The organism is uncultured Paenalcaligenes sp., from assembly GCF_947630565.1.
Taxonomy (GTDB): Bacteria; Pseudomonadota; Gammaproteobacteria; order Burkholderiales; family Burkholderiaceae_B; genus Paenalcaligenes; species Paenalcaligenes faecalis.
In genome coordinates this window covers 42,423-64,738 of record NZ_CANRIC010000007.1, presented here as the reverse complement: position 1 = coordinate 64,738, position 22,316 = coordinate 42,423, and the positions used below count along the sequence as shown (strand labels likewise).

Annotated in this window: 20 protein-coding genes; 12 read left to right on the top strand and 8 right to left on the bottom strand. The window is 46.9% G+C overall.

Annotation, left to right across the window (positions count from 1 at the left end):
• Positions 1 to 101 precede the first annotated feature (101 nt).
• The 5 genes from secF to queA form a co-directional block, all read right to left on the bottom strand.
• Positions 102 to 1,046 (bottom strand): protein translocase subunit SecF, encoded by a 945-nt coding sequence (gene secF / locus Q0Z62_RS02895; protein ID WP_298050595.1) that lies wholly within the window; start codon positions 1,044 to 1,046, stop codon positions 102 to 104.
• A gap of 2 nt (positions 1,047 to 1,048) precedes the next feature.
• Complete coding sequence (secD, locus tag Q0Z62_RS02890; protein WP_298050615.1) at positions 1,049 to 2,929, bottom strand: protein translocase subunit SecD; 1,881 nt, start codon at positions 2,927 to 2,929, stop codon at positions 1,049 to 1,051.
• Positions 2,930 to 3,014: 85 nt separating this feature from the next.
• Positions 3,015 to 3,356 (bottom strand): preprotein translocase subunit YajC, encoded by a 342-nt coding sequence (gene yajC / locus Q0Z62_RS02885; RefSeq protein WP_269900433.1) that lies wholly within the window; start codon positions 3,354 to 3,356, stop codon positions 3,015 to 3,017.
• Positions 3,357 to 3,421: 65 nt separating this feature from the next.
• Positions 3,422 to 4,558 (bottom strand): tRNA guanosine(34) transglycosylase Tgt, encoded by a 1,137-nt coding sequence (gene tgt, locus Q0Z62_RS02880; RefSeq protein WP_298050591.1) that lies wholly within the window; start codon positions 4,556 to 4,558, stop codon positions 3,422 to 3,424.
• Positions 4,555 to 5,640: a tRNA preQ1(34) S-adenosylmethionine ribosyltransferase-isomerase QueA gene (gene queA, locus Q0Z62_RS02875; RefSeq protein WP_269900431.1), complete on the bottom strand. Its 1,086-nt coding sequence runs from the start codon at positions 5,638 to 5,640 to the stop codon at positions 4,555 to 4,557. The genes tgt and queA overlap by 4 nt, the downstream gene beginning before the upstream one ends.
• A gap of 126 nt (positions 5,641 to 5,766) precedes the next feature.
• Between queA and dacB the strand changes: the two genes are divergently transcribed.
• The 5 genes from dacB to Q0Z62_RS02850 all read left to right on the top strand — a co-directional run bounded on the left by dacB (position 5,767) and on the right by Q0Z62_RS02850 (position 9,320).
• A complete protein-coding gene (dacB, locus tag Q0Z62_RS02870; protein WP_298050588.1) occupies positions 5,767 to 7,200 on the top strand; it encodes a D-alanyl-D-alanine carboxypeptidase/D-alanyl-D-alanine-endopeptidase in 1,434 nt (477 codons plus the stop codon).
• Positions 7,201 to 7,287: 87 nt separating this feature from the next.
• Positions 7,288 to 7,929 (top strand): uracil phosphoribosyltransferase, encoded by a 642-nt coding sequence (gene upp, locus Q0Z62_RS02865; RefSeq protein WP_298050586.1) that lies wholly within the window; start codon positions 7,288 to 7,290, stop codon positions 7,927 to 7,929.
• Positions 7,930 to 8,124: 195 nt separating this feature from the next.
• A complete protein-coding gene (locus Q0Z62_RS02860; protein ID WP_298050584.1) occupies positions 8,125 to 8,442 on the top strand; it encodes a YqjD family protein in 318 nt (105 codons plus the stop codon).
• A 60-nt stretch (positions 8,443 to 8,502) separates the two neighbouring features.
• Positions 8,503 to 8,889, top strand: a complete 387-nt coding sequence (locus Q0Z62_RS02855) for a phage holin family protein (RefSeq protein ID WP_298050582.1) — start codon at positions 8,503 to 8,505, stop codon at positions 8,887 to 8,889.
• A 2-nt stretch (positions 8,890 to 8,891) separates the two neighbouring features.
• A complete protein-coding gene (locus Q0Z62_RS02850; protein ID WP_298050580.1) occupies positions 8,892 to 9,320 on the top strand; it encodes a hypothetical protein in 429 nt (142 codons plus the stop codon).
• Positions 9,321 to 9,404: 84 nt separating this feature from the next.
• On the opposite strand, the gene Q0Z62_RS02845 is transcribed toward Q0Z62_RS02850, so the two are convergent.
• Complete coding sequence (locus Q0Z62_RS02845; RefSeq protein ID WP_298050613.1) at positions 9,405 to 10,949, bottom strand: UbiD family decarboxylase; 1,545 nt, start codon at positions 10,947 to 10,949, stop codon at positions 9,405 to 9,407.
• Between the two features lie 77 nt (positions 10,950 to 11,026).
• Between Q0Z62_RS02845 and Q0Z62_RS02840 the strand changes: the two genes are divergently transcribed.
• The gene (locus Q0Z62_RS02840; protein ID WP_298050578.1) at positions 11,027 to 11,860 is read left to right on the top strand and encodes a lytic transglycosylase domain-containing protein; all 834 of its coding nucleotides are present in this window, start codon (positions 11,027 to 11,029) and stop codon (positions 11,858 to 11,860) included.
• On the opposite strand, the gene Q0Z62_RS02835 is transcribed toward Q0Z62_RS02840, so the two are convergent.
• Entirely contained in the window at positions 11,861 to 13,018 is a 1,158-nt protein-coding gene (locus Q0Z62_RS02835; RefSeq protein WP_298050576.1) for a pyridoxal phosphate-dependent aminotransferase, read from the bottom strand.
• A 61-nt stretch (positions 13,019 to 13,079) separates the two neighbouring features.
• Here Q0Z62_RS02835 and Q0Z62_RS02830 point away from each other — a divergent pair, with 61 nt between their 5' ends.
• The 3 genes from Q0Z62_RS02830 (at position 13,080) to Q0Z62_RS02820 (ending at position 17,045) form a co-directional block, all read left to right on the top strand.
• A complete protein-coding gene (locus Q0Z62_RS02830; RefSeq protein ID WP_298050574.1) occupies positions 13,080 to 13,955 on the top strand; it encodes a hypothetical protein in 876 nt (291 codons plus the stop codon).
• A gap of 118 nt (positions 13,956 to 14,073) precedes the next feature.
• Positions 14,074 to 16,368: an NADP-dependent malic enzyme gene (locus Q0Z62_RS02825; protein WP_298050572.1), complete on the top strand. Its 2,295-nt coding sequence runs from the start codon at positions 14,074 to 14,076 to the stop codon at positions 16,366 to 16,368.
• Positions 16,369 to 16,571: 203 nt separating this feature from the next.
• Positions 16,572 to 17,045 carry a barstar family protein gene (locus tag Q0Z62_RS02820; RefSeq protein WP_269900421.1) on the top strand — a complete coding sequence of 158 codons (474 nt, stop codon included), beginning with the start codon at positions 16,572 to 16,574 and terminating at the stop codon, positions 17,043 to 17,045.
• Here Q0Z62_RS02820 and Q0Z62_RS02815 read toward each other — a convergent pair whose 3' ends face one another.
• Positions 17,046 to 17,792, bottom strand: a complete 747-nt coding sequence (locus tag Q0Z62_RS02815) for a 16S rRNA (uracil(1498)-N(3))-methyltransferase (RefSeq protein WP_298050570.1) — start codon at positions 17,790 to 17,792, stop codon at positions 17,046 to 17,048.
• A 168-nt stretch (positions 17,793 to 17,960) separates the two neighbouring features.
• Here Q0Z62_RS02815 and tkt point away from each other — a divergent pair, with 168 nt between their 5' ends.
• From tkt to Q0Z62_RS02800, 3 genes are read left to right on the top strand one after another with little or no spacing between them, the layout of a single operon-like run.
• A complete protein-coding gene (tkt, locus tag Q0Z62_RS02810) occupies positions 17,961 to 20,006 on the top strand; it encodes a transketolase (RefSeq protein WP_298050568.1) in 2,046 nt (681 codons plus the stop codon).
• 14 nt (positions 20,007 to 20,020) lie between these two features.
• Positions 20,021 to 21,037 (top strand): type I glyceraldehyde-3-phosphate dehydrogenase, encoded by a 1,017-nt coding sequence (gene gap / locus Q0Z62_RS02805; RefSeq protein ID WP_269900418.1) that lies wholly within the window; start codon positions 20,021 to 20,023, stop codon positions 21,035 to 21,037.
• A gap of 57 nt (positions 21,038 to 21,094) precedes the next feature.
• A complete protein-coding gene (locus Q0Z62_RS02800; protein ID WP_269900417.1) occupies positions 21,095 to 22,291 on the top strand; it encodes a phosphoglycerate kinase in 1,197 nt (398 codons plus the stop codon).
• The last annotated feature ends 25 nt before the right edge of the window (positions 22,292 to 22,316 follow it).

Sequence of the window (22,316 nt, the reverse complement as noted above, 5' to 3'; positions counted from 1 at the left end):
ACGCTATGAGTCGTAGCGTTTACATGCCAAGACGGCATTATTGCCGCCATGTTAAAAGTAAGACAGGCTCGTAAAAAGCCTGTCTTAGGGGGGGCGTTTATTTAGTCGAGGATTTCTGCGGCTGGATCTTCGTCTTTATTCACCGTTTTTGGAATAAGGTCTTCACGCTGTAGGCCTAATGCTAAGGAAATCCCAGAGGCGACAAACACAGAGGAGTAAATTCCGAACCAAATACCAATGGTTAAGGCCAAAGAGAAGTAGTGCAGAGTAGGGCCACCAAAAAACAACATGGATAACACCATCAGTTGTGTGGAGCCATGAGTGATGATCGTACGCGAGATGTTCTGCGTAATGGACAGGTTAATAATTTCGGTAACAGGCATGCGGCGCTGTTTGCGAAAGTTCTCGCGAATACGATCCATCACCACAACAGATTCGTTGACAGAATAACCTAAGACGGCAAGAACACCGGCTAATACTGGCAGGGAAAACTCCCACTGAAAAAAGGCAAAGAAGCCTAGAATAATAACTACGTCATGTAGGTTAGCCACCGCACAAGCAATCGCTAGTTTCCATTCAAAACGGAAGGCCAAATACACCATGATACCAATCACAACAAACAGCAGAGCCATTAGTCCATTGTGTAAAAGCTCTTGACCAATTTGTGGGCCTACGAACTCAACACGACGCAGTTCTACATCGCTGTGTTGGGCTTGTAGCGCTTGTAAGACGGATTGGCTTTGTGCGGAGGTGTCATTGGTGTCGGTAGCCGGTAGACGAATGAGTACGTCTTGGGAGGTACCGAAACTTTGAACTTGAAAATCCTTGTAGCCTAAGTTGCCTAAGGCATCTCGGACCTCTTCGACTTGGGCCGTTTGCTGGTAGTGGGCCTCTATGACCGTGCCGCCAGTGAACTCAATCGAGAAGTTAAAGCCACGCATTACGATAAAGAAAACGGCAGCAAGGAAAACAGCAAAGCTAATCAAGTTCAAAAACTTGACGTGGCGCATAAAGGGAATGGTGCGCGAGATACGAAATAGTTCCATGGTTAGTCTGCCTTGTTGGAGTCTGTGGGTTTCCAAACTTGCCCAATAGAGATGCCTTGTAATCGACGACGACCACCATACCAAAGGTTAACCAAGGCGCGTACACCGACAACGGATGAGAACATAGAGGTTAAAATACCAATGGTATGTACCACGGCAAAGCCACGTACAGGGCCAGAGCCAAAGGTCAGCAGTGCAACACCTACGATCAGACTGGTTAAGTTCGAGTCGAAAATAGTGGCCCATGCCCGATCAAAACCGGCGTGAATAGCGGCTTGAGGGCTTAGTCCATTGCGCAGCTCTTCGCGGATACGTTCATTGATGAGAACGTTAGCATCAATAGCCATACCTAGCGTTAAGGCCAGAGCAGCAATCCCTGGTAGGGTCATGGTGGCCTGCAGCATAGAGAGTACAGCTAGCAACAAGAGAATGTTAAAGCTAAGACCTAATGTGGAAAAGATACCAAACAAATGGTAGTACACGATAATGAAAATCGCGAGAGCAATAAATCCATATAAGGTGGAGTTAAAACCCTGTTTAATGTTTTCAGCACCAAGGCTTGGGCCGATAGTACGCTCTTCGATGATTTCCATCGGAGCTGCTAATGAGCCAGCCCGTAGCAACAAGGAAACATCGGCGGCCTCTTGTACACCCATACTGCCAGAAATTTGGACTTGGCCACTAGGGATTTCAGAGCGAATCACAGGGGCAGTAACGACCTCGCCTTGACCTTTTTCAAACAAAACAATCGCCATGCGTTTGTTGATGTTGTTGCGAGTGACATCACGGAAAATACGTGCACCTTTGCTATCTAAAGTCAGGTTAACCGTGGGTTGTTGAGTTTGGGAGTCACGACCTGGTTGAGCGTCTTGGAGGTTTTCGCCGGTGAGTACAACTTGACGGCGTAACAACAGGGCTTGTCCATCGCGATCTTGATAGCGCTCAAGCCCAAAAGGAACTGTACCTGCAGCCAGAGCCGCCATGGCTGTGGGTGAGTCATCTACCATGCGGATTTCTAAGGTTGCTGTGCGACCTAGGATCTCTTTGGCTTTTGCTACGTCTTGGACACCGGGCAACTGCACCACAATACGGTCTGTGCCTTGTTGCTGGATGATGGGCTCGGCCACGCCTAACTCGTTAATGCGATTATGTAGGGTGGTGATGTTTTGGCGTAACGCATTGGATTGCGCTTGCTGAATAGAGACCTCAGTTAAGACGCCGCGTAATTCTGAGTCAGAGCCGATAACGTTAGTAAATTGCAAATCAGGGATTTGGCGACGTAACCGCGTTTGAGCTTCGTCGCGTGTGTTGGCTGAGTCAAACTTAATAATAACGGATTGATCTTGACGTTCGATACTTTGTGCGCGTAAATCGGCTTCGCGTAATACAGTACGTACCTCAGAGGCCAAAGAGTCATAACGACCTGTTAGAGCGCCTTGCATATCTACCGCAAGTAAAAAATGCACCCCGCCACGTAAGTCCAAACCTAAGTGCATGGGCTTAGCGCCAATTGCGGTGAGCCAACTAGGGGAGGCTGACATTAAGTTTAAGGCGACGGTGTAGTCTGGGTCATTACTATTGGGAATAAGCTCTTTTTCTAAGGTGTCTTTTGCTTTGAGCTGGGTGTCGGTGGAGTCAAAACGGATACGTACCGTGCCAGCAGGCCCATTTTGCTCGAAAAAAGCGCCTGTCATATCAATATTATGACGACGTAATATGTCTTCGACGCGATTGAGCGTAGCCAAATCCACTTTCACTACGGATTTAGCGCTTGCCACTTGTACGGCGGGCGACTCACCAAATAAGTTCGGTATGGTATAGAGCACCCCAATGACGAGGGCGACCAATACGATGAGGTATTTCCAGAGAGGATAACGGTTCATAGTTTTAGTGGCAACGGTACGAAAGCTCAAGCCGACCTACACCAGAGTAGCTGGAGGTCGGGGCTTGAGTGACAAATAGGCCAATTTATAGGGATTTGATGGTGCCTTTAGGCAATACGGAGCTAACGGCTTGGCGTTGCAAGAGGATTTCCACTGGTTTTTCAGCCAAATCAGAGACTTCTAGTGTGATGTAGTTGTCATTGACTTTAGTGATTTTGCCTAGAATGCCGCCGCCGGTTACGACTTCGTCACCTTTAGCTAAGTTCGATACCATATTGCGGTGTTCTTTTTGGCGCTTCATCTGGGGACGAATCATCAAAAAGTACAAAATCACAAACATCAAAATGATAGGCAGCATGCTGACAAGTGCATTTTCGCCGCCAGCAGCTTGGGCTGGAACAAGAGTTAATACGTCGGTTAATGTCATAGTAAAGGCTCCGCAAATGGGAAAAATGTTCAGGAGATTGTAATTTAAAGGGGCTATTGTAATGCTTAATCGATGCCTCGGGCGCGATCTTGTGCAAATTGTGCTCGCCATTGTTCAAAGGAGCCAGCTTCAATTGCATCACGCATTTCTTGCATAATTTGCAAGTAAAAGTGCAGATTATGCAGTGTATTTAAGCGTGCACCAGTGATTTCATTAGCGCGCTGTAAATGGTGTAGGTAGGAGCGACTAAAGTGCTGACAGGTGTGGCACGAGCAGCTCGGGTCTAATGGCTTTAAGTCGGTTTTATATCGTGCATTACGAATCTTAACATCACCAAAACGAGTAAATAACCATCCATTACGTGCGTTACGAGTAGGCATGACGCAATCAAACATATCCACCCCGTTTGCTACGCCTTCGACTAAGTCTTCAGGTGTGCCGACTCCCATCAAATAGCGAGGTGCATGTTGGGGTAAATGAGGAGTGATATGTTGCAAGATACGCTCCATATCCTCTTTGGGCTCTCCCACAGATAGCCCCCCAATCGCATAGCCCTCAAAACCAATGTCGGTCAGACCTGCTAAAGACTCATCACGTAAGTCTTCGTACATACCGCCTTGTACAATACCAAAAAGAGCATTTGGGTTTTCGGATTCCTTGAAAGCGGTTCGTGATCGTTTGGCCCAACGTAAAGACATGCGCATGGATTGAGCCGCCTCGTCATGAGTGGCGGGACGGCCATCAATCATATAAGGCGTACACTCATCAAACACCATGGCAATATCAGAGTTCAATGAGCGCTGAATGCGCATGGACTCTTCAGGTGTTAAAAATAGTTTGTCTCCGTTAATAGGAGAAGCAAAGGTCACACCTTCTTCGGTGATTTTGCGCATTCCTTTTAAGCTAAAGACTTGGAAGCCACCTGAGTCCGTCAAAATCGGTTTATCCCACCCCATGAAGCCATGTAGTCCACCATGTAGATCCATGACATCGGTACCGGGACGCAACCAGAGATGGAAGGTATTGCCTAGCACGATCTGAGCATTGATTTCTTTTAGTTCGTGCGGCAGCATGGATTTCACACTACCATACGTTCCTACAGGCATAAAAATAGGGGTTTGCACCACGCCGTGATTCAGCGTGACTGCACCGCGGCGAGCTTTACCATCGGTGGCTAATAATTGAAAGCTAAGTCCATTCATGAATTTGGTTTTTCTATAAACATGGCGTCGCCATAACTAAAAAAGCGATAGTGCATCTGTACCGCATGATTATACGCATTACGAATTGGCTCCATACCTGCCAAAGCAGATACAAGCATTAGCAACGTAGATTGCGGTAAATGAAAGTTGGTGATCAGCGCATCTACGTAATGAAAAACATACCCAGGTGTAATAAAAATACGAGTATCCCCGTTTATATCACCGTTTGCCAAGGTGATGCCTTGGGTTAATTCTGGTTGTGCTGCTGATTCTAAGGCGCGGACGCTGGTTGTGCCTACCGCAATGACGCGATGCCCTGCTTCGCGCGTCTTTTTAATCAACGCTAGCGTTTTAGCAGGGACACTATAGCGCTCTGCGTGCATTTGGTGCTCGGAAATGTTATCAACTCGTACTGGCTGAAAAGTGCCTGCCCCTACATGTAGTGTCACAAAGGCGCTTTCTATGCCTTGGGCTTTCAGTTGATCTAACATCGCCTGATCAAAGTGTAATCCCGCAGTGGGAGCTGCAACGGCTCCAGGGTGTTGTGCAAACACCGTTTGATAGCGTTCTTCGTCAGAGCTTTCAGCGCTGTGGGTGATGTAAGGAGGCAGAGGGAGCGCCCCATACTGCTCTAAGGCGTCAAGTGCTGGTTGATCAAAACGTACACAAAAAAGGGCGTCATCTCTACCGGTGACAGTCAGACGTAACGCACCTTCTGCAAAAATTAATTGGGTATTGGGTTTAGGTGATTTGCTTGCACGTATATGTGCTAAAGCATTGTGTTCATCAATGACGCGTTCGATTAAGACTTCGACTTTGCCTCCGGAGTCTTTTTGGCCTTGTAGTCGGGCTTTAATGACTTGAGTGTTATTAAAAACCAGAAGATCTCCTGGGGTTAATAACTGAGGTAGTGCATTAAAAAAGGAATCGTGATGATTGCCATTACGATCTATATGTAAAAGGCGGCTCCCACCGCGCACCGCAGTAGGGTGTTGGGCGATGAGTTCGTCCGGTAAGTCATAATCAAATAATGAGAGAGTTAGGTTCGCAGAAGCAGACATAATGAATAAAATAAGAGGCATGTACCTATTGCATAGAGAACCATTTTAAGCGTCTATTCGGTTTTGCATACAAAATCATGTGTATTGCATGGTTTTTGGTTATGCTTAGGCTCACAATACGTTCAATTTTTTCCGGGGGGGAAGGGTATGCGAGCAGTCGCCAAGCGATTACGGCAACAAGCAATAGTAGTAGTCGGTTTTTGTCTTTTAAGCACGCAGCTTGTTGCGCAGCAGCTACCGGCAGAATTACAGCAAGCATGGAGAAACACAAAGCTACCCGACAGTGCTTTGTCTTTGGTGGTGAAAGAGGTGGGTGGGCCTATGCTGATTCAGCATAACTCAACCGTACCGCGTAATCCCGCTTCAGTGATGAAAATGGTGACAACATGGGCAGGGTTATCAGGTTTAGGGCCAGAGCATACCTGGCGCACTACGGTGTATACCCAAGGACAACCCAAAGTTGACGCCCAAGGTACGTTACAAGGGCCTTTATATATACAAGCCTCAGGTGATCCTTTCTTTTCTATCCCCGATCTATGGAATTTATTGCGTGATGTGCGGATGCGCGGCATTAAAAACCTGAGTCAGGTGGTAGTGGATCGTACTGCTTTTGGTCAGGTCGGCACGGATACGTATGCCTTTGATGGAGCCGGAGATCGTCCTTATAACGCCAGCCCCGATGCCATGATGGTCGGGTTTGGTGCATCTAGACTGGTTTTTCAACCAGACCCACAAAATAAAAAATGGGTCGGTTTTGTTGATCCTCCTATAGCTGGAATGCGAGTAGAGAATAATGTGCAATGGAGCGATCAACGCTGCCCTGGCTCGCCAGCTGTAAATACGCAGATTCAAAGTGGGCCTAATGGGATTGCTATTCAGGCCTCAGGCACAGCAGCGGGATCGTGCGGTGAGTTTAGTGTGTATCGCTTAACCATGAGTCAGGAGGCTTTTTTCAATGGGCTGTTTAAAATGATTTGGAAAGAGCTAGGGGGTACCTTAGCTCATGACATTAGCTCAGGGAAAACGCCGGGTAATGCCCATGCGTTGGTTTGGCATGATTCGCGCACGCTTGCTGATCAAATCCGGGTCATCAATAAGCAAAGTAATAATGTGATGGCAACGCTGTTGCTATTGCGTTTAGGTCATCAAGTAAATGGCCAAGGAGCCACGGTGGCTAATAGTGAAAACGTGGCGATGCGAATTTTGCAATCACAAGGTATCAATACGGGTGGGTGGCGCATAGATAATGGCTCGGGATTGTCTAGACAGGCTCGCGTGACCGCGAATGGCATGGCCCAAATGCTAGATGTAATTTGGAACTCAAACTACATGGCTGAGTTTATGTCTTCGCTGGCCATCGCGGGGGTGGATGGAACGGTGCGTCGTCGTTTACGAGATGATGAGGTTCAGGGCCGAGCGCATTTGAAAACAGGGACGTTACGCGATGCCCGTGCTTTAGCCGGCTATGTATTAGGGGCCAGCGGTAAACGTTATATTATGGTGACGATGGTCAATGGCGAAGGGACAGCAGCTGTGCGTCCATTTGATGATGCATTGGTCAAATGGTTGGCCGAGCAATGATCTATTGATCGCTGAACTGACATAAAATCAGCTGATATGCAGTGCGCATGTGGTGCACAGCTTAACTATTTATACAAAGAGCTAAAGATGGCTACACACGAAATTCAACACCCACTTATTCGTCATAAATTAGGTCTGATGCGCAGAGCAGATCTGAGTACTAAAAATTTCCGTGAAATGTCTCAGGAGATTGCGGCCTTACTGACTTACGAGGCCACCAAAGACTTACCTCTAGAGCCCACTGTCATCGATGGTTGGTGTGGCGAGGTCAGTGTAGAGAAAATTGCAGGTAAAAAAATTACGGTAGTACCTATATTACGTGCCGGTATTGGGATGTTAGATGGGGTATTGAGCTTAATTCCAGGGGCTAAAGTCTCTGTTATTGGGATTGCACGTAACGAAGAAACTTTTGAGGCTCAAACGTACCTAGAGCGTTTAGTGGGCGAATTAGACCAACGTTTTGCTCTTATTATTGATCCTATGTTGGCAACAGGCGGTTCAATGGTTGCAACTATTGACCTATTAAAAAAGGCCGGATGTAAAACAATTCGAGCCTTAGTGCTGGTTGCCGCCCCAGAGGGAATTAAAGCAGTTCAAGATGCGCACCCTGATGTTGAAATATATACGGCATCCGTGGATAGCCATTTAGACGATCATGGTTATATTGTGCCAGGTCTGGGTGATGCGGGAGATCGTATTTTCGGTACACGCCAAAAGGTCGAAGGTTAACGCCAGTGTGTTTTTTGTATTGCCGTAAATTTTTACAAAATTAGTACCCAAATAATCGTTTAATTGTAAAAAAATCAGGTAGCATCAATCTATAGCACCTGCCGATTTGTTTTAGATCATGCAGCAAAACATGAAACAAAGTGATATGGTGTATATAGATTACTTAATTCTTTCATTTACCCAAGGAGCTCGATTATGGTTACTCGAAAAAAAGCGGAATCCATTGAAGACGATTTCATGGAAGAAGTTAAAAAAAGCTTAGATGATGCTGAACGCTTAATGCGCGAGGCCGCTGAATCCACAGGTGATAAAGCGACCGAAATGCGTGAGGCTGCTATGCGCTCCTTGCGTCAAACCCGCGAAAGACTACATGATACCCAAGAAGCAATTGTTGAAAAGGGTCGTGAGGCCGCAAAGGCAACGGACCATTATGTACATGACAATCCATGGCAGGCTATTGGTGTAGCCGGTATTGTGGGCTTGTTATTCGGTATGCTTGTTAGCCGTAAATAATTAAGTGGTACAGCCCTCTATATTTATAGAGGGCTTTTTTAATGATAAAAAGGGCAGCTCATGTCATTAAGGCAACGTGTGGGCGATTTAAGCAGTATCGCTATTTCTATAGTTCGCACTCGCTTGGAGCTATTTGCACTTGAGGCGGGTGAGCAAAAAGCCAGTTTATTAAAACTATTGGCTTTATTATTTGGCGCATTATTATTTTCAACTCTTGCGTTATTAGTCTTTAGTTTACTTATTGCTTTATTTTTTTGGCCTACAGAATATCGGTATTGGGCAATAGGTGTATTGATTGTAATTTATGCTGGATTGGGGGCGATTATGTTTTTGTCTATAGTCAATCGACTCAACAAAGGACCTATCCCATTTTCAGCCACTATCGAAGAACTGGGACGCGACATTGAAATGCTAGAGCGTTTGCGCTCGAATGATGGGGAGCGTTAATTATGAGTTCGCAAAAAAACCAGATAGATCGAAAAGTTCGTATCGAATTGTTACGGGCGCGTGCGGCTCTAGAGCGCAAAGAGCTCTGTTATTTATCTCAGCAAATCGGTGCTTCGCTGCAACCTAGCTCTATGTTGACCGGCTTAAAAGGGCAGCTTTTTCAGGGCCTGAATTCTGGTTTTGGCCCAAGCAGTAAAACAGGGCATTGGTTGGATTTTATTTGGTCCTTAGGTAAACGATACCCACTATTAGTATCAGGGGCATCTGCCTTAGCTGGGACTGTAGTAGGCAAGAAAAAGTGGCGCTTAGGTGCGATAGCATTGACCGCTTGGCGTTTATTTGGGGCTTATCAGTCTATACAACAAAATAAACGAGATAGTTATGTGCAGGCAGATGATCCTAAAAGCCGTCGGATCATAGGGCCTTTTTAGTTCGTTGACTAGAATAGAATTAACTACAAAAAAGCGATGTCTCAATAAAGAGCATCGCTTTTTTTAGTAGCTAAATAATGAAATCTATAAGCCTAGATCGGCCCACAGATCATCCACTTTTTGTACAATGTCTTTATCCATTTTAATCACACGGCCCCATTCACGGTCAGTTTCGCCTGGCCATTTATTAGTAGCGTCCATGCCCATTTTCCCCCCTAAGCCCGACACAGGCGAGGCAAAGTCTAAGTAATCAATGGGTGTGTTTTCCACTAATACGGCATCACGAACCGGATCCATGCGGGTAGTCATCGCCCAGATCACCTCTTTCCAGTCGCGGGTGTTGATGTCCTCGTCAACGATCACGATGAACTTGGTGTACATGAATTGGCGTAGGATACTCCAGACGCCAAACATGACGCGCTTGGCATGACCGGCATATTGTTTGCGTATGGATACCACAGCTAATCGATAACTACAGCCCTCGGGAGGGAGGTAAAAATCGACAATTTCAGGTAGCTGACGTTTTAGTAGCGGCACAAACACTTCATTGAGGGCCACACCAAGTACCGCTGGCTCATCGGGTGGTTTGCCTGTGTAGGTGCTGTGGTAAATAGGGTTTTTACGCATGGTGATGCGCTCAACGGTAAAGACTGGAAACCAGTCTTGCTCGTTGTAATAGCCGGTATGGTCACCGTAAGGCCCTTCGAGGGCCATTTCATAGTCCGAAGCGGGTAGGGCGTTGACGCCCTCCGGTACGTGAGGAGCGATCGCATCGGGATGACTGGCAGGCAAGATATGCCCTTCGAGTACGATTTCAGCGAAGGCCGGTACCGATAAGTCACTGCCAATCGCTTTAGCTAGCTCTGTACGAGAGCCTCGTAATAAACCTGCGAATTGGTACTCGGACAAACTATCCGGTACAGGGGTGACGGCCCCTAAAATAGTCGCAGGGTCACAACCTAAAGCAACAGCGATAGGGAAAGGCTGACCTGGATTAGCTAAGGCGTGATCTCTGAAGTCTAAAGCACCACCACGATGAGATAGCCAACGCATGATGAGCTTGTTGCGGCCAATTTGCTGTTGACGATAAATACCTAGGTTTTGTCGTTTAGCATGGGGCCCTTTGGTGATAACTAGCCCCCAGGTTAATAGTGGAGCAGCATCGCCAGGCCAACAATGTTGTAGAGGAATGTCGTCTAAATTAACGTCCTTGCCCTCGATGACTAGGTCTTGACACGCTGGGCCTTTGATGTTTTTAGGGGCCATATCCCACAGCGCGGCTTTGAGCATAGACACTTTAGAAAATGCATCGCGTAGGCCTCGTGGAGGCTCAGGCTCTCGAAGGTTCGCGAGTAGCTCACCTACATCACGTAAAGCCGTGATATCGTTGGCTCCCATACCCCATGCCACCCGTTTTGGAGTACCAAATAAGTTGGCTAGGACGGGCATTTTAGCTGGCTGGCCTAGATGGATGGGATTTTCGAATAACAACGCAGGGCCTTCGGCACGTAAAACGCGATCACCTATTTCCGTCATCTCTAAGTGAGTAGAAATAGGCTGGCTGATGCGTTTTAGTTCGCCCGCTTTTTCTAGTTGGGCAATAAAGTCTCGTAAGTCTCGGTATTTCACAGGGATTGTTAGCTCCAGTTTCACTCTAGGGGCGTTAAGGGTATGATCAGTTTAAGTCATTTTAGAGGAATAGGGCTATGTCTACAGCTAGCCATCCATGGATAGGTCGCAGTTTGCGTGCGATGTATTCGCGTTTAGGCGAATTTATTCATTTATGTGCGATTTATTTAGGTATTGCTGTCTTAGTCACTTTAGCGGCAGGGGCGATTGTGCCCTCAAGCAGAGATCAAGCAAAACAGATTTACCAAGTCGTCGTAGAGGCGATTCGTCCAGAGGCGTTCAGCAGCGACCACTATGTCACATTGGGTTGGTTTGGACAGCAAGACTTGGCAGGGGGTTTAGTACCAAATGAAACAGGATCGGATAGGGTTGCTTTACCCTCCCCTTCGGCTTACTCAAGTTTTGCTCATGTGCTGCAGCAAACCACGAATAACTTAACAATTAACGGGGTATCCCGTGCGCAGTTACAAGCTTTACGCAGTTATATTTCACGTAAATATAAAGTCGCTAATCATGTAACCGGTGCATTGATACATCTGGCCTATGTCAATGGGCTTGAAAAGGATATAGACCCGTTGTTGATCTTGGCGGTGATTGCCATTGAGTCGTCCTATAATCCGTTTGTAGAGAGTCATGCAGGGGCCCAAGGTCTGATGCAGGTAATGACACGGGTTCATCAAGACAAACTAGAGGTGTACTCCGAGGGAAACCTGGCGGTGTTTAGTCCAGAGGCAAATATCCGAGCTGGAACACAGATTTTATATGATTGCCGCAAACGGCGGGGGTCTATTCCTGGGGCGCTGGCTTGTTATGTAGGGGCGACAGGCCCCAGTGATGGGGGGTATGGGGCCAAAGTTCTCGCCGAACGCCGTCGTATTGCTTTGGCGTCCGGAATTCCCATTAAAGACTAATTAGCCTAAAAATTTATGCATACGTTCTATGGCTTGCTCTAATCGATCTAAAGAGGTGGAGTAAGAAAAGCGCAGCATTTTTTTCGCATACGTGGGGCCAAAGTCTAGGCCAGGCACGGCAGCAACATGGGCTTCGTGTAATAGACGGTGCGAAAAATCATCACTATCGTTACTGTGTTGACTGATATCGGCGTAAATGTAAAAAGCACCATCTGGGATGACTGGAACATGCAATCCTAGGGATTCAAAAGCAGGCAGAAGAAAATCACGGCGTGCTTTAAAGGCTAAGCGACGTTGTTCGTAGATCGCCATAGCTTCAGGCTCAAAACAGGCTAGGGCGGCGTGTTGAGCTAACGAAGGGGCGCAAATAGCTAAACTGGCAGCCATTTTCTCTATAGGAGGGCGAATAGCTTTAGGGACGATCATCCAACCTAAGCGCCAGCCTGTCATATGAAAATATTTAGAAAAGCTATTAATAATAATTAAGCTAGGGTCTAAACATAGCGCGCTTTGTGGTTTGTCTTCGTAATAAAGGCCCAAGTAGATTTCATCCATAATGATGAAGCCATTACGCGCTTTGACCGCTTTGATCAATGCTTTTAGGTCTTCGGTATCAATGGTAGCCCCAGTGGGGTTACTGGGGGATGCAATCAACACCCCTCGGGTTTTATCTGTCCAGTGTTGTTCAACGTCTTCGGCGGTGAGCTGATAGCGCTTTTCTGGCGTACTAGGAATTAGGCGAGGCACGCCACCAGCGGCAAGAATGAAGTTTTGATTGGCTGGGTAGGAGGGGTCGGGTAAGAGGACCTCATCGCCAGAGTTAATCAAGGCTAATGTCGCAAGACTTAAAGCGCCAGAGGCACCAGCTGTTACCATGATTTGGTCAGGATGCACCTCTGCATTAAAATGATCCAGATAGTAATCACAGAGGGCTTGTTTCAGTGCGTCAGTCCCAGAGGGTGGGGTATATTGAGCATTTCCTGCCGCCGCCGCTCGGTGTAGGGCTTTAACCACCGATGGTGGTGCTGTAAAGTCAGGTTCACCAATACCAAGGCTGATAATGTCTTTGCCTTGGGCGATTAAGGTGTTGGCTTCTTTGAACAGTTCTACTGCATGAAATGGCACAGCCAGCTCTGTGCGTTTGGCAAGGCGGGGCATAGGAAGTATGTCTCGTTAATTAAGTAAAATCGAATAGTGGGTAAACCCACAGGGGGAGTGAATGCAGAATCCATCTAGACGCGCTTTTTTTGGTGGGAGACCCCCCGAAATCAGTAACTGGGATCAGTGTTTGTTACAGATCCAACGTAAGACACAAGGTGTATTACGTCAACTTGATCAAAGTGACGATCAAGCGGTATTTACAGCAAGCGTTATCGCTGATTTGCATCATGCTAGACAATTATGCCATGCCTTTGACATAAAGCTCTATTTGTGGGGTGCGCAAGAGCACACCGAGGACAGTGCCGAACCTATATTATGGTTAGATGTGAGTGCGTTGAATCAGCTAATGCCTGTGGATGCAGAAAAAAAACAATGGTTTATGCAGGCAGGGGTAAGAATGGAGCAGCTAAAAGCAGCTGGTTTCGATGCGGTTGCCCATTTGCCCGACGAGTTGTTAGTGACTAATTGGTTAGCGGACCCACGCTATCAATATAGATCGTTTCATGATTTAGCACAGTCAGGACTTGTGCATGCTTCGTTGTTGATGGCTGATGGTACAGTGAGTAGCTTAGGGCCATTTGGGGCAAAAAATACTAAGCCACTTAACACCGCTTTACTTAGGCAAATAGTGCCACAGCTTTTCCAATTGGCTCAGACTGAGTTAGCCCAAGTAGTTTTAGCTCAAAAAGAGTGGGCGGGGCGTTATAGATGGGATATTTTTCAGGCAAGCAATACGGACTTAAACTTGTCGCATTTATTGCTTGGGCATACTGGTCATTTAGGCATTTTAGAATGGGTTGTTTTGGATAATCATAAGCTTAAGCCCGCAGGGGTCATGCCTGATTTAGCGCTAGATAGTACCGTACTGATCGCCGCTCAGGATCTAGATGCTGTCGTTCGACAGCAGTTTGATCCAGATGCTTTGTTTTACTAGGGCTTTATGCTGTGGCGCAGCATGTGTTATTAGGCACTAGCAGGTAAAATAAATAAAAAAGACATATTCTTACTTTTTCCCCGTAATCAGCATTCACACTTGTAGGGTTGTTAGCATCATGGATGAAAATCTTCGTAAAGCCGCGCTGGAATATCACGAGCAAGGGCGCCCCGGTAAATTGTCAGTCACGCCCACCAAGCAATTAGCCAACCAACGCGACTTAGCTCTAGCTTACTCGCCAGGTGTAGCCGCTGCATGTGAGGAGATCGTAGCCGATCCACAAAACGCGTATCGCTATACTGGTCGTGGTAATTTGGTAGGCGTTATTACTAACGGTACGGCCGTGTTGGGCCTAGGCAATATTGGTGCCTTGGCCTCTAAGCCTGTCATGGAAGGTAAGGCCGTTTTATTTAAAAATTTTGCAGGGATTGATGTTTTTGATATTGAGATCAACGAAACAGATCCGGATAAGCTCGTTGATATTATTGCGGGTTTAGAGCCTACCTTTGGGGGAATCAACCTAGAGGATATCAAAGCTCCAGAGTGTTTCGAGGTAGAGCGTAAATTACGTGAACGCATGAAAATCCCCGTGTTTCATGACGATCAGCATGGTACGGCTATTTGTGTAGCAGCGGCTTTTCTAAATGGTTTAGCTGTTGTAAAAAAAGACCCTAAAAAAGTGAAAGTGGTGGTCTCGGGGGCTGGCGCAGCAGCCTTAGCATGTGTGGATTTAATGGTGGATTTAGGTCTGCCTATCGAGCATATTTGGCTGACTGACATCGAAGGTGTGGTTTACACCGGTCGCACAGCGCTAATGGACGAGAAAAAAGCCCAATATATGCAAGACACAGATGCTCGTACCTTAGCAGACGTGATTGCTGGCGCCGATGTGTTTTTGGGTTTATCAGCAGGGGGTGTATTAAAACCGGAAATGGTTGCCCAAATGGCCGATCGACCATTGATTTTAGCGTTGGCAAACCCAAATCCAGAAATTTTGCCAGAGCTTGCGCATGCAGTGCGTGATGATGTGGTGATGGCAACGGGGCGTTCTGATTACCCGAATCAGGTTAATAACGTATTGTGTTTCCCTTATATTTTCCGTGGAGCGCTCGATATCGGGGCGACCACTATTACTCGTGGTATGGAAAAGGCGGCTGTGCATGCTATTTGTCAGTTGGCTCGCGAGGAGCAAGATGAACTGGTTGCTGCAGCCTATGGCCTAGAGGACGTAGAGTTTGGGCCTAACTACTTTATTCCTAAGCCTTTTGACTCGCGATTGATTTCCCGCATTGCTCCTGCTGTGGCTCAGGCCGGGATGCTAGAGGGCGTAGCCACTCGTCCAATTAGCGATTTCAGCAGTTATATCTACCAGTTACAACAGTTTATGTTCCGTTCTGGCGCATTTATGAAACCGTTGTATGGGACGGCAAAAGGCATTGTCCGAGACGGTGGCAAAGCGCGTATTGTGTTTGCTGAGGGCGAGGACGAGCGTGTCTTACGTGCAGTACAAGTAGTGGTTGATGATAAATTAGCTAAGCCTATTTTAGTAGGGCGTCCTTCGGTCATCGAGCAACGTATTCAACGCTATGGCTTACGTATTCGTGTTGGGGTGGATGTGGAAATCACCAACCCAGAACAAGACGATCGATTTGATACCTATTGGAAAGAGTATTGGGAACTACGCTGCCGTGATGGCGTAACCCGAGAAATGGCCCGAGTCGAAATGCGTCGTCGTTTTACATTGATCGGCGCGATGATGCTGCGCTTAGGCGAGGCTGACGGTATGATTTGTGGCACAGTAGGCACCTATGAAAACCATTTACGTTATGTGGATGAGCTCATTGGCAAGGCTCCGGGTGCTAAAACCTATGGTGCGATGAATATACTGTTGTTAGGCGAGCGTACGATTGCAATTACTGATACGCATGTCAACGACAACCCAAGCGCGGAGCAAATTGCGGAGTTAACGATTGCCGCCGCTAAGCGCATGAAAGAACTCAGCCTAGAGCCCAAAGCAGCCTTATTGTCGCGTTCAAATTTTGGTACTGAGGTCACGCCTTCTAGCACCAAAATGCGCGAGGCATTGTCCTTAATTCGTGCTCAGGCTCCTGATCTTGAAGTTGATGGAGAGATGCATGGTGATTGCGCATTAGATGAGGAAATGCGCAAAAGCATTTTGCCTAACTCTACCTTGTCAGGATCAGCGAATTTGTTGGTTTGCCCCAACGCTGATTCAGCCAATATTGCGTACAACCTTCTCAAAACGGATGGGGGTGGTAAGGTTGCAATTGGACCATTTTTGTTGGGCGCGAATGCCCCCGTTAGCATTCTTACAGCGACCTCATCCGTACGTCGTATTATCAATATGACGGCTTTGACGGTTCTTGAGGCTAATGCTAAAAGTAGCAACTAAGACAGTCAGATAAAGGGCAAGTTGTACATAAAAAACAGCAATACCCTTGTGCAAGTAAAGTTATTGCTGACTTTACTTGCCTAAACCCGTCTAAATAGATTAAAAATGCCAATCTTTATTGCATATGCAATACTTTATTAAAGCAGGATATATACCACCATGATTGGAACCCAGTTGATTCATATTGTTCAGGAGGCCTTGTAATGAGCCAAGCGCCTACGCTGCAAGCTCTATTGCAAAGCGGCGGTCTTATCGAGGCCACCGAAGCCCAACACGAAGGGATATTTGCTCTAGCACAGGCTGCTGAAATCACAGCGTTGAAAGTTGAGTGCGATCGCGCTCGAAGTCGTTCCGCTGTACTACGTGCTATTGTTAAGGCCGTTGATTTTCCAGAGTTTTTTGGTAATGATTTAGATGCTTTGTATGACTGTCTGTGTGATACGGTGTTAGATCAAAAGGTCGGCTTGTATTTATGGCTAGAGAAATTACATACAGGCGACCCCGCTTTGGCCGATGATGCGGCGGCTATTATTAGCGTATGTAATGATGTATCAGATTTCGCAAGCACTAAAGACCGCTATTTTGGTTATACCGTGATTCATGCAGGTAAACACCCAGAGCCAGATCCAGGGGTAGCGCCTACGCCTTATTCAGGCGCAAGCATAGATGAAGAATAATTAATTGATCCAGCCTAATTGGCCGCGAATAGCGCCAATTAGTGCAATAGCAGCTGTTTCGGTACGCAAGACTCGGGCACCGAAGCGCATAGAAATGGCACCTGCATTGAGTGCCATTTTCTTTTCTTCTTCAGACCAGCCTCCTTCGGGGCCAATCAATAAGATCCAGTGGTGTTGATTTAGACGGGCGGCCTGATTTAAGGCCTCTGGAAAGTCTAGCTCTGCGTCAGGATCACAAAATAACAGTTGGCTTTGAGGCTCAAGTTGCTCAGTAAGCTCAGCAAGGGTCTGCACAGGATGCACTCGCAGCAAGCGATTGCGACCACATTGTTCGCTAGCCGCCTGAGCGATACGTTGCCAGTGCTGCAAGCGTTTTTCGAGTCGATCTCCAGCAAGTTTTAACGTGCTGTGCTTGGCAGCAATAGGCAGTAGTTCCGTTGCGCCCATTTCTACTGACTTTTCACAGATCCAATCCATTTTGTCACCTGTGGCTAAACCTTGGGCGACGCTAAGACGCCAGGGCAACTCTCGCTCTATGGCGTTAAACGACTGAATGTGTGCCTGTACTGTTTTGCCATCGTATTGCAAAATGGCTTGATATTCGCCCCCTTTACCATTAAATAAGGTGACTAGACTTTGGTCTGCTAAGCGTAAAACGCGTTGCATGTAGTGGGCTAACTCTTTGGTTAGGGTTACGGTTTGCTGCGCGATTAGGTCGTGCTCAAAGTAAAAACGGGGTAGGCTCATAGTTGTACAAAAACAAAGTAAATGCGTTAAAGTTAGGGCTGAACCCTCTGTGCAGAACAGGGCGGCGCTTTGTGCTGCGCAATAATGGTAAAATCATCATCTTTAGAACTTCTGATTGACTAAATGGGTGTAGTAGCTTTTTGCTAATAGCCCCCTTGTGAGCATCTCATGGATCTTCCATCTTCCACCGCTACGACTATGGCCAATGCGATTCGCGCTTTAGCCATGGATGCCGTTCAACAAGCCAAATCCGGGCACCCCGGAGCCCCGATGGGGATGGCTGATATTGCCGAGGTTTTATGGAATCGGCATTTAAAACATAACCCAAAAAATCCAGCTTGGTTTGATCGTGACCGTTTTGTTTTGTCAAATGGTCATGGTTCTATGCTGATCTATGCGTTACTGCATTTAACAGGCTACGATTTGCCTATAGAGGAAATCAAAAATTTCCGTCAATTGCACTCACGTACCCCTGGTCACCCAGAGGTAGGTTATACCGCCGGAGTCGAAACCACGACAGGCCCGCTTGGGCAGGGTATTACTAATGCGGTGGGTATGGCATTGGCCGAAGCCATGTTAGCCAAAGAGTTCAACCGTCCTAATCACACAATTATCGACCATTTTACCTATGTTTTTGCGGGTGATGGTTGCTTGATGGAAGGCATTTCGCACGAAGCCTGTTCATTAGCTGGCACCTTGAAGCTATCTAAGCTAATTGTTTTGTATGATGACAATGGGATTTCCATTGATGGTCAGGTACAGCCTTGGTTTAGCGATGATACCCCCGCACGTTTTCGTAGTTATGGATGGAATGTAATCCCAGCGGTTAATGGCCATGATGCGGATGCGATTAATGCAGCAATTAGCCAGGCCAAAGCCATGGCGGCAGATAAAAATGGTCCTACATTAATTTGTTGCCGCACTGAAATTGGTAAAGGGTCTCCTAATTTAGCTGGCTCTGAAAAATCCCATGGTGCTCCTTTAGGGGATGCGGAAATCGCCTTAACACGCGAGGCTATTAATTGGCCGCACCCTGCGTTTGAAATCCCTGCTGATGTGTATGAGTTATGGGATGCAACCTCTCGTGGCGCTCAGGTTGAGTCTGCATGGAATCAGGTGTTTGCAGCGTATCAGGCTGAATTTCCTGAGTTAGCCGCCGAGTTAACTCGTCGTATGAGTGGTGACTTACCCGCTGATTTTGCTGAAAAAGCTCACGCTTTCATCGAAAAAACAAATGCCGACGCTCAAACCGTGGCGACACGTAAAGCGTCGCAATTAGCAATTACTGCCTTGGTTGATGTTGTACCTGAAATGATAGGTGGTTCTGCTGACTTAACCGGTTCAAATTTAACCAATTGGCCTGATGTAAAACCGTTACGCGTTGGTGCGGACGGCATCGAGTTTGGTCGTCACATCAATTATGGTGTGCGTGAATTTGGTATGTCTGCTGTGATGAATGGCATGGCGTTGCATGGTGGTTATATTCCTTTCGCCGGTACTTTCCTGACCTTCTCAGACTACTCGCGTAATGCTATTCGTATGGCTGCATTGATGCGTCAACGCGTTATTCATGTCTTTACGCACGACTCTATTGGTTTGGGCGAAGACGGACCTACCCATCAGTCGGTAGAGCATGCGGCTAGCTTACGTTTAATTCCTAATTTGCATGTATGGCGTCCATGCGATACCGCAGAGACAGCCGCAGCTTGGGTTCATGCTTTAGCACGTCCACAAAGCGTGGGTATGAATGTAAAAGCTGGTGGACCTAGTGCTTTGTTGTTGTCTCGTCAGAACTTGCCTTTTATAGAGCGTGACGCGGCGACAACAGCTGCAATTGCGCGTGGTGGTTATGTACTGCGAGATGCTGAAAACCCACAAGCTATTTTGATTGCTACCGGCTCCGAGGTCGAACTCGCTTTAGATGCGCAACAGCAATTAGCAGCTAAAGGTATTGCGGTTCGGGTTGTATCTATGCCATGTACAAATGTATTTGATGAGCAGTCAGCAGACTGGCGTAATAGCGTGTTGTTGCCTAATGTGCCACGTGTTGCTATCGAGGCGGGCTCAACATCAGGTTGGTACAAATATGTGGGCTTGGATGGTGCCGTAATAGGTTTAGACACCTACGGTGAGTCTGCCCCCGCAGGTGTATTATTTGAACATTTTGGTATTACAGCGGCAAAACTTGTTGAAGCCGTAGAGAATATTCTGTAAAGGAGACTTATATAATGACCATTCGTGTCGCAATTAACGGTTACGGTCGTATTGGCCGTATGACTCTACGTGCTCACTACGAGTACGGTAAAAAACATGGTATCGAGATCGTTGCTATTAATGCCCCTGGTCAAGATGTAGTGGCTCGTCATTTGACTCGCTATGATTCTGTTCATGGTCGATTCAATGCCGACGTGGAGTTATCTGAAGACAATCAGTATTTGATTATCAATGGTGATCGTATTCGTTTGTTGTCTGAGCGTGATCCAACTAAATTACCTTGGGGTGATTTAAATGTAGACGTGGTGCTAGATTGTACCGGTCGCTTTACCACCAAAGAAGCCGCAAGTGCTCACTTGGTCGCTGGTGCTAAAAAAGTCTTGATCTCCGCTCCAGGTGGCAAAGACGTAGATGCAACCGTGGTATACGGTGTAAACCACGATGTACTAAAGGCAACGGATACCGTTGTATCAAATGCATCTTGCACCACAAACTGTTTGGCTCCTTTGGTTCAGCCACTAAGCCAAGAGCTTGGCTTGGTCAATGGTTTGATGACCACAATTCATGCTTACACCAATGATCAGGTGTTGATTGATGTGGCTCATAAAGACTTGCGTCGTGCTCGCGCCGCAGCAGAAAGCATCATTCCAACAAAAACTGGCGCTGCCGCTGCTGTGGGTTTGGTGTTGCCTGAATTAAATGGCAAGCTAGATGGTTTTGCGGTACGTGTGCCTACTGTGAACGTATCGATGGTTGATTTGACCTTTGTGGCTGGTCGCGCTACGACGGTTGAAGAAGTGAATGGTATCTTAAAGACAGCAGCCGAAGGACGTCTAAAAGGGGTGCTGGAATATTGTGATGAGCCATTAGTCTCTATTGATCACAATCACAGCACAGCCTCTAGTATTGTTGATTCGTTATTGACTAAAGTATCTGGTAGCTTAGTTAAAGTCACCGCTTGGTACGATAACGAGTGGGCTTTCTCTGTTCGTATGCTCGATACTACAGCCGCGATGATGGCAGCTAAGTAATTCTCATTACCATCTAGGCGGGGCTTGCCCCGCCTTTATTTTGTCTATACCTCTTTCATGACTACACACATTACCACTTTGGCGGACCTTGTTGCCGCAGGCCAGTTACAAGGCAAACGCGTTTTTATTCGTTCAGATCTGAATGTGCCTCTCAGTAATGGCGAAATTACCGAAGACACTCGTATCAAAGCCTCGTTGCCTGCGATTCGTATGGCCTTAGACGCGGGTGCGGCCGTGATGGTGACATCGCACTTAGGTCGTCCTAAAGAGGGCATTGTGATGCCCGAGGATTCCTTGGCTCCTGTGGCTGAGCGTTTATCCAAAATGTTAGCGTTGCCAGTGCCTTTGCGTCGTGATTGGGTTGATGGGGTAGATGTTGAGCCCGGTCATGTCGTGATGCTAGAAAACTGCCGTTGTAATGTAGGTGAAAAAGCTAATGATATTGAGCTATCTAAAAAAATGGCAGCATTGTGTGATGTATTTGTTAATGATGCTTTTGGTACGGCTCACCGAGCACAAGCGACCACAGAGGGCATAGCTCGCTTTGCTCCTATTGTGTGTGCAGGTCCCTTATTAGCCGCAGAATTAGATGCTTTAGGCAAAACATTAAAAAACCCTGCGCGTCCCTTAGTCGCTATTGTGGGTGGGGCCAAGGTCTCTACTAAGCTTTCTATCTTGCGCGCTTTATCAGATAAGGTAGATCAGTTAATTGTAGGCGGCGGTATAGCCAATACATTTATGGCTGCAAATGGTTTGGCTATTGGTAAATCATTAGCGGAAACGGATCAGATTGACGAGGCAAACGCCGTTATTGCACATATGCAAGAGCGTGGCGCGGCCGTTCCCGTTCCCAGAGATGTGGTGTGTGCCAAAAGTTTTTCTACGGATGCTGAGGCAACCACTAAGGCAGCAGCCGAAGTGGCAGAAGATGATTTGATTTTAGATATCGGGCCTGACTCTGCGCATGAATTAGCCGAAATTCTGCGTAATGCTGGTACTATTGTTTGGAATGGCCCTGTAGGGGTTTTTGAATTTCCTGCTTTTGCTAGTGGAACCCGAGTGATTGCAAATGCTATTGCTGACTCTAACGCATTTTCTATTGCTGGCGGAGGTGATACGTTAGCTGCAATTGCAAAGTTCGGTATTGCAGATAAAGTAGGTTATATCTCTACAGGTGGTGGTGCTTTCTTGGAGTTTTTAGAGGGTAAAAAACTACCGGCTGTAGCTGTACTGGAGCAGCGCTCAGAGGCGTAGAGGGTTTTAAATGAAGCACACCCAC

Excerpts from the sequence above, each read along its gene's own strand:
- secF (WP_298050595.1), bottom strand. The coding sequence starts at position 1,046 with ATGGAACTATTTCGTATCTCGCGCACCATTCCCTTTATGCGCCACGTC.
- secD (WP_298050615.1), bottom strand. The coding sequence starts at position 2,929 with ATGAACCGTTATCCTCTCTGGAAATACCTCATCGTATTGGTCGCCCTC.
- yajC (WP_269900433.1), bottom strand. The coding sequence starts at position 3,356 with ATGACATTAACCGACGTATTAACTCTTGTTCCAGCCCAAGCTGCTGGC.
- tgt (WP_298050591.1), bottom strand. The coding sequence starts at position 4,558 with ATGAATGGACTTAGCTTTCAATTATTAGCCACCGATGGTAAAGCTCGC.
- queA (WP_269900431.1), bottom strand. The coding sequence starts at position 5,640 with ATGCCTCTTATTTTATTCATTATGTCTGCTTCTGCGAACCTAACTCTC.
- dacB (WP_298050588.1), top strand. The coding sequence starts at position 5,767 with ATGCGAGCAGTCGCCAAGCGATTACGGCAACAAGCAATAGTAGTAGTC.
- upp (WP_298050586.1), top strand. The coding sequence starts at position 7,288 with ATGGCTACACACGAAATTCAACACCCACTTATTCGTCATAAATTAGGT.
- Q0Z62_RS02860 (WP_298050584.1), top strand. The coding sequence starts at position 8,125 with ATGGTTACTCGAAAAAAAGCGGAATCCATTGAAGACGATTTCATGGAA.
- Q0Z62_RS02855 (WP_298050582.1), top strand. The coding sequence starts at position 8,503 with ATGTCATTAAGGCAACGTGTGGGCGATTTAAGCAGTATCGCTATTTCT.
- Q0Z62_RS02850 (WP_298050580.1), top strand. The coding sequence starts at position 8,892 with ATGAGTTCGCAAAAAAACCAGATAGATCGAAAAGTTCGTATCGAATTG.
- Q0Z62_RS02840 (WP_298050578.1), top strand. The coding sequence starts at position 11,027 with ATGTCTACAGCTAGCCATCCATGGATAGGTCGCAGTTTGCGTGCGATG.
- Q0Z62_RS02835 (WP_298050576.1), bottom strand. The coding sequence starts at position 13,018 with ATGCCCCGCCTTGCCAAACGCACAGAGCTGGCTGTGCCATTTCATGCA.
- Q0Z62_RS02830 (WP_298050574.1), top strand. The coding sequence starts at position 13,080 with ATGCAGAATCCATCTAGACGCGCTTTTTTTGGTGGGAGACCCCCCGAA.
- Q0Z62_RS02825 (WP_298050572.1), top strand. The coding sequence starts at position 14,074 with ATGGATGAAAATCTTCGTAAAGCCGCGCTGGAATATCACGAGCAAGGG.
- Q0Z62_RS02820 (WP_269900421.1), top strand. The coding sequence starts at position 16,572 with ATGAGCCAAGCGCCTACGCTGCAAGCTCTATTGCAAAGCGGCGGTCTT.
- Q0Z62_RS02815 (WP_298050570.1), bottom strand. The coding sequence starts at position 17,792 with ATGAGCCTACCCCGTTTTTACTTTGAGCACGACCTAATCGCGCAGCAA.
- tkt (WP_298050568.1), top strand. The coding sequence starts at position 17,961 with ATGGATCTTCCATCTTCCACCGCTACGACTATGGCCAATGCGATTCGC.
- gap (WP_269900418.1), top strand. The coding sequence starts at position 20,021 with ATGACCATTCGTGTCGCAATTAACGGTTACGGTCGTATTGGCCGTATG.
- Q0Z62_RS02800 (WP_269900417.1), top strand. The coding sequence starts at position 21,095 with ATGACTACACACATTACCACTTTGGCGGACCTTGTTGCCGCAGGCCAG.